The sequence below is a fragment of the Acinetobacter piscicola genome (assembly GCF_015218165.1).
In the GTDB taxonomy this organism is placed as follows: Bacteria; Pseudomonadota; Gammaproteobacteria; order Pseudomonadales; family Moraxellaceae; genus Acinetobacter; species Acinetobacter piscicola_A.
The window spans coordinates 1-6,078 of the sequence record NZ_CP048669.1; the positions used below are offsets into that span (position 1 = coordinate 1).

General features: G+C 39.3%; 6 protein-coding genes. 2 read left to right on the plus strand and 4 right to left on the minus strand.

The window, feature by feature from the left end:
• Positions 1-71: 71 nt before the first annotated feature.
• The 4 genes from G0028_RS20975 to G0028_RS20990 form a co-directional block, all read right to left on the minus strand.
• Positions 72-740, minus strand: a complete 669-nt coding sequence (locus G0028_RS20975; RefSeq protein ID WP_000423610.1) for an Abi family protein — start codon at positions 738-740, stop codon at positions 72-74.
• 132 nt (positions 741-872) lie between these two features.
• Positions 873-1,358, minus strand: a complete 486-nt coding sequence (locus G0028_RS20980; RefSeq protein ID WP_051064109.1) for a hypothetical protein — start codon at positions 1,356-1,358, stop codon at positions 873-875.
• Between the two features lie 108 nt (positions 1,359-1,466).
• The gene (locus G0028_RS20985) at positions 1,467-3,281 is read right to left on the minus strand and encodes a relaxase/mobilization nuclease domain-containing protein (RefSeq protein ID WP_000634474.1); all 1,815 of its coding nucleotides are present in this window, start codon (positions 3,279-3,281) and stop codon (positions 1,467-1,469) included.
• Positions 3,271-3,678: a MobC family plasmid mobilization relaxosome protein gene (locus G0028_RS20990; protein ID WP_000016535.1), complete on the minus strand. Its 408-nt coding sequence runs from the start codon at positions 3,676-3,678 to the stop codon at positions 3,271-3,273. Before G0028_RS20990 ends, G0028_RS20985 begins: the two co-directional genes overlap by 11 nt.
• Before the next feature lie 1,002 nt (positions 3,679-4,680).
• Between G0028_RS20990 and G0028_RS20995 the strand changes: the two genes are divergently transcribed.
• Positions 4,681-5,367: a pentapeptide repeat-containing protein gene (locus tag G0028_RS20995; RefSeq protein WP_002011386.1), complete on the plus strand. Its 687-nt coding sequence runs from the start codon at positions 4,681-4,683 to the stop codon at positions 5,365-5,367.
• A gap of 90 nt (positions 5,368-5,457) precedes the next feature.
• Entirely contained in the window at positions 5,458-5,991 is a 534-nt protein-coding gene (aadB, locus tag G0028_RS21000; RefSeq protein WP_010883707.1) for an aminoglycoside nucleotidyltransferase ANT(2'')-Ia, read from the plus strand.
• Positions 5,992-6,078 lie beyond the last annotated feature (87 nt).

A 6,078-nucleotide genomic window follows, 5' to 3' on the forward strand; every position in this document is an offset into this window, starting at 1 on the left:
CTACTAACCTTGTTAATTCAACATTTGCAAAATAGTCTGACCTTTCGATTGTTTGGGGTGAAATTCTTATCTTAAAAATCTAAATATTCTTTTAGATCTAATGCAGATTGCTCGATAAAATCGTATGTATTAATACAACGACAGTAAATAAATTTTGTTAAAACCTCTAAATCATTTTCTAGATTACGGTTAAAAATAATCGGTTCATGATGAGCAATCCTGTTTCTTAATTCACGTAATTGATCTGTCCAATCGTAAAAAATTTGCCTGTTTTCAACTGTTGCATTAGGAAAAATAGAATTAAAACATCCCTGCCAAATACGTTCTTCATAATTAGCCATAAGCATCTTTTGCCAGAATACAAATTTAAGCTCAGGGATCATTTTACTAGGCGAATCTGGGAACTTCTCTTTAGCACTATCAAACATACTTTTAGGGCTATACCTCCCTCTACGGCTAAGGCTTCGAATAAAAGCTTCATTTTCATGCCAACTATTTGTTTCATTACACCTAAAAGATATTTCTATTGCCTGAACAACAGCATTTCTCAGAACAACTTCAAAATAATTTAATAAGTAAAAAAACTTATTGGAAATTATTAAATTACGTTCATAAAGCATCAATACATCAGATTTTTCATATGGTTCACCTTTATCTTTATAGAAATTTTCATACTTAGATAAGCGTGGTATAGATAAAGCCTGCTCTATCTTAAGCACTGCATCATTTGACAATTCCACCGTATATACCCTAATATATAGTTGTAAGTTTGAGAGACTGCGGATCTAAGATCTTCCCTCCCAAGCGCTAAGATTCAAAAAAGCCTTTCATTAACGTGAAAGGCTTTTTTCTTTTTTTGGTCAATTAAAAGCTTACATATTGATTGTAATTGAAATATTTTCTTGAGGGACATCAAAATAATTAGCTAATAGTCTCTTAGCTTCAGGAATAGATATTTTATCCAGTGTTTTAGAAGAATTATCTTCATTTAATTTGGTAAATTTCAGCTCATTCAAATCGATATTCATCTCTTCTAATGAACTATAAGAAACTGGATTCCGATTACCATCCCACATATTGGGAATAGATATATCAGCATATTCGGAGATATTTATTATCCATCTACCATCTGCATCTTCTTCTTGAGATTGGCTGATACTAGATATTTTGCCAACTAAAAATGCAGTGTGATGATCAGCCTCTGGTTCTCCCCAAGATTGTTTCCTATTTTGCACACAAACTAGATAATCGCACTTTCCTGCATTATGAGCATTTAGTCTCCAAGACTGACTACCACCTTCTTTTAAAATTCTAGTCTTTCCACGAGCAGTTAGTACTACTACACAGTTATTATTCATAACACCACCAAAATATATAAACAAGCCTATACTACATTCAATATAGCTAAATTTAAACATTAGTACAAGCTAATACTAAGAAATAAACACCAACATACTAGAAAATAATTACATCCCAAAATCCATACCTCGATCTTGCTTAGGTCGAGGTTTTTCTATCTCTTGTTTACGCTCATTCATCTGGACGAGATTTTTTTCAATATCTCGGATGTTTCGAGCAAATTCTGCTGCGCTTTGGCTACTTCTGACGAGACAGAATGCTGTGTGGTTGAGATTCTCTCCAGAATTTCTTCGTTGTTGGCTGTGATAAGGCTCATCTCTCGGACTTTGCCATTGATCTGCTCGGTATAGCTTGCTGTACTTCGTTCTAGCTCGTGAAATTGCTTCTGCATTGTCGCTAATGATTTCTGTGCTTGCTGTAAGCTTTGCTGATCGCTCTTGATTGTCTTTGATTGTGCTGACAAGGCTTGGATAATTTTGGTTTGCATTGTGTCTAAAGCTTGCTGTTGCTTCTGCAATTGCACTTGTTGTTGCATTAATTGTTGCTGTTGTTCTTCGATGATTCTCAATAATTGTGTTTCTAATTCGGTCATCGTTTAATACCCCATTGGAATCATGTAGCCGTTCTGCCATTCGCCTGCGTTCTTGTTGATCTGAATACATAGGCGCTGTGCTTTGCTGTCTGGTCGCTTGCATGTGCTGATCGTCAAACTGCCTCCCGATCGGTTCAAATGGTCGACCCTCATTTGCTTCTCGTTGATCACGGTATTTAGCGTCTGCATCTCGCTGTACTTGTTTTTGGTGACGAGACCAAGCGAGAAAATTGCTATAAGCAAAATAACTGCTACTGAAATCAGTCCCATATTCAAAGTGGTAAGTTTTTTCTGTACCGCTTGATTCTGGGCTTGTTGTTCTTGGCTCTGTATTTGCTCGTTTAATTGCGTTAAATGGCTCAATTTCGATTGCAGCAAGGTTTGATACAGGCTTAACTGCTTCTCGACCGTCTGGGCGTTGTTTTGAATGCTCTGGGCTATTTTCTCGTCCGACTGTTGGATAGCGGTCGCAGTGATATTGGCTCTTATGTTCAAGCTGTCTCTGATAGTCTGTGACGTTTGTTCGATACCGCTCAGAAGTTGTTCCTCTGTATTCTTCAATTCGTTGTTGTACTTCTTGTCTATATTCGCCAGTAGCTCTAAAGCCTTGCTCATAAATCTCGCCCTCTAAACGGATGGGACGTTTTGCGCCCTCATATGGGTTTTCAATGGATATGGAGTTTTTTACTTGTCGAGTGACATTGATTTGATTCGATTCAAGCCATTGCACCAATTCTTGCCGATCGGCAACATCACCATTGGCAACCGCTCGGTAAACACGTTGATGTAACTGCGCTTTAAAATCCTTAATATCTTTGGGTAGGTTCTTTTTATTTAAAAATAGCTGTCGATGCTCAGGATCATCGGGGTCATACAGTGAATGTTCGGTATTAGTGATCTGCTTAAATAGATCGACTCGATCTAAATCGACTGGCGCATAGAATGGCTGTAGGCGTTTGCCTGTTGAAAGCTCAACATTAGGAATCACAAAATTAAGCTCAAGCCTTGTCTCACCTGTGTCCTGATTAATTTTGTCTTGGTGCTGTACCCATAAAATTTGATATTGGTCTTTATCTAGTCCCGGGAATAAACATTCCTCAAAATTTTGCATGATTTTCTGTTTATCCTGGTCAGATAAATCATGCTCATAAAAGGACAAACAACCACTGGTATATTTTTTGGCAAAAGGACTGCTATCAATGAGTTGTGCTGTCAGTTCTACATCACCATTGAGCACTTGAGCATGTTCACGCTCTCGATCTTCACCTAACAAATAATCGAGACAGCCTTTTGATAAACCTGAACCATGTCTAAAGAAATCAACGATCATCTGGACGTAACTCCCGAAGCTGCTGATCTATGGAAATCAACAAATGAAGTAACTTCACTTTGTCAAAAGTACCTACCCCTGCAATATCGGTATTCACTGCTTTAGCAATCTGATTCACATTGTTGCCAATCCGACCAAGCTCTAAAATTAATGCTCGCTCTGTCTTGCTATACGAAGATTCAACAACCTTTGTTGCTTTAATTTTTTGGTCATCTTCTGCTTTGGAATTATGAATTTTAGTCGCTTTCTCTACTGCTGCTTGTCTAAGCAACTTTGCAATCGAACCATAAGGATTATTGGAATCGAGCAATTGATATTCTGATTCTGAAAGTCTGACTTTAAAGGTTCGTTCTCGAACTGCTTTGCTCTGTTTGTTTTCTTGTTCCTGTCCTGACATTTCAATCTACCCTGCTTTGGCTTTTGTAAGCTTTAAATTGGAAAATCTTTGATTTTTCTGTTTAAAGCTTTTCGGGGGTATCGGGGGTGAAGCCCCTGATCAAGGTCACAGACTATCACTGTTTAACGAAGTTAAATAGGGGTAGCTGTGTATCCTTGCTTATTTAAAAATGGACGAGTGAAATTCAATAAAAACTAATCAAATGACACGGTATATAAACTCTAGTAGGTATTGGCATGAATCTTGTAAAAACAAATGCGCTCAACTCTTTCTCACCGTCCCCACATCCCTCGCTTTGCTCGGGCTGATGGTGAACGTTGAGAGAGTTTCGGCAATACTTTCCCTAAGAGGCTTTGATTTAAAAAAATCAAATATCCTCTTAAGTATTGCCGATTAACCTGTAATTGGGCTGACGGAGCCACGCATCGGTCGTATCCGCACATGGTTTTGCTGACCATGCAGACAAGGACTAAAGGTTTTGCACCTTCTCCCACGCGCTCCCTGTCGAAGTATGGTGGTATCTCTGCGAGGATTACTCCAACATGCAACTTAACCAACCTATACAACTACTTCCAACGCTCCGCCTATGTGAGATCCCCTGTAAGCGGTTTAGCCTTGCGACTATCGCTACGATGCACCAGTGACACTTATTCCCTCCACATGCAACGCATATCTTCCTTAAAAAAGGCGCACAGAAGTAGATAAAGCTCGACCGTTAGGTGCTTATTTGATGATTTAAACTGCTGAATTAACGAAGGACTTCAAATTGAGGCTTGTCAAACTGTTCTAATTCTTTAAAATAGATAGTGGTACTAGCCTTTAAGGTGAATATCAGTATGAGTTGCAAGCTCTGCCGATCTTTCGTTAATTGATGTTGCAAGCATCAAATAACTGTACCCATCGAATTTAAAACTAATGGACAGATTTCGCAAGAGACCTGTCCATTATTTTTTTTGATTACACCTAAGAATTAAGCTGAAACTCCTATTCTTTGGACTATTAATGTCAAAACTTCCTAGATTTCATAACAAGCACATCGAAAAACGTAAGTATTCAAATAGCCTCCTAGCCAAATCTATTTCTTCTAAAGTACGTTTCTCTAATAAAACATTTTTTAATGTTAATTTGAGAGGATCCCGCCTACGATCATGTTCATTCAAAAATATAAAAATTGTTTTATCTGATTTTTCAGGAGTAATCTTAAATAAGAATAGGTTTACGAATGTTCACTTCAAAAAGTGCGTATTTTATGCTGCTATTTTTAGAGATTGTCGCTTTAAAAATTGCACATTTGAAAAATGCATTTTTATTAATACAAATACAGAAAGCCTAAATCACTCGATATTAGACTGTTCTAAAAAATATAATTTTTACGAAATGAAAATTCCTGATGACTTAAAAGATCAACTAACAGAATATAGAAATATTCCAATACTGCAAAAAAACCGTTTACTTCATCTAAAAGGGGGAAGAATCAATACCGCAACCTTATTCATTCTCCTATCCAAAATATCCAAATACAAGCTGCTAAATGGTCTTAAAAAAATTTATATTGAGGAACAAAGTAAAGTAAAAATACTTAGCACTTTCAAACTCCTTGAAGAAATAAAGAACCTAGTTGACACTAACACCGCATTCAAACAGAATAATGGTGCTCTGCCCCATCCAATCGAAAGGTTGGATAGTTAAGACAATCACTGGGAGCTCACTATTGGATGTAACAATTCAATTAATAGTCTAATTACTGACATTCTGGGAGGGCTTACTATGTTAGGCCGCATGGACACAACGCAGGTCGCATTGATACACCAAATTCTAGCTGCGGCAGATGAGCGAAATCTGCCGCTCTGGATCGGTGGGGGCTGGGCGATCGATGCACGGCTAGGGCGTGTAACACGCAAGCACGATGATATTGATCTGACTTTTCCCGGCGAGAGGCGCGGCGAGCTCGAGGCAATAGTTGAAATGCTCGGCGGGCGCGTCACGGAGGAGTTGGACTATGGATTCTTAGCGGAGATCGGGGATGAGTTACTTGACTGCGAACCTGCTTGGTGGGCAGACGAAGCGTATGAAATCGCGGAGGCTCCGCAGGGCTCGTGCCCAGAGGCGGCTGAGGGTGTCATCGCCGGGCGGCCAGTCCGTTGTAACAGCTGGGAGGCGATCATCTGGGATTACTTTTACTATGCCGATGAAGTACCACCAGTGGACTGGCCTACAAAGCACATAGAGTCCTACAGGTTCGCATGCACCTCACTCGGGGCGGAAAAGGTTGAGGTCTTGCGTGCCGCTTTCAGGTCGCGATATGCGGCCTAACAATTCGTCCAAGCCGACGCCGCTTTGCGGCGCGGCTTAACTCAGGTGTTAGGAAACACTGCTACCGTTATCGGATTTACTGCTTTA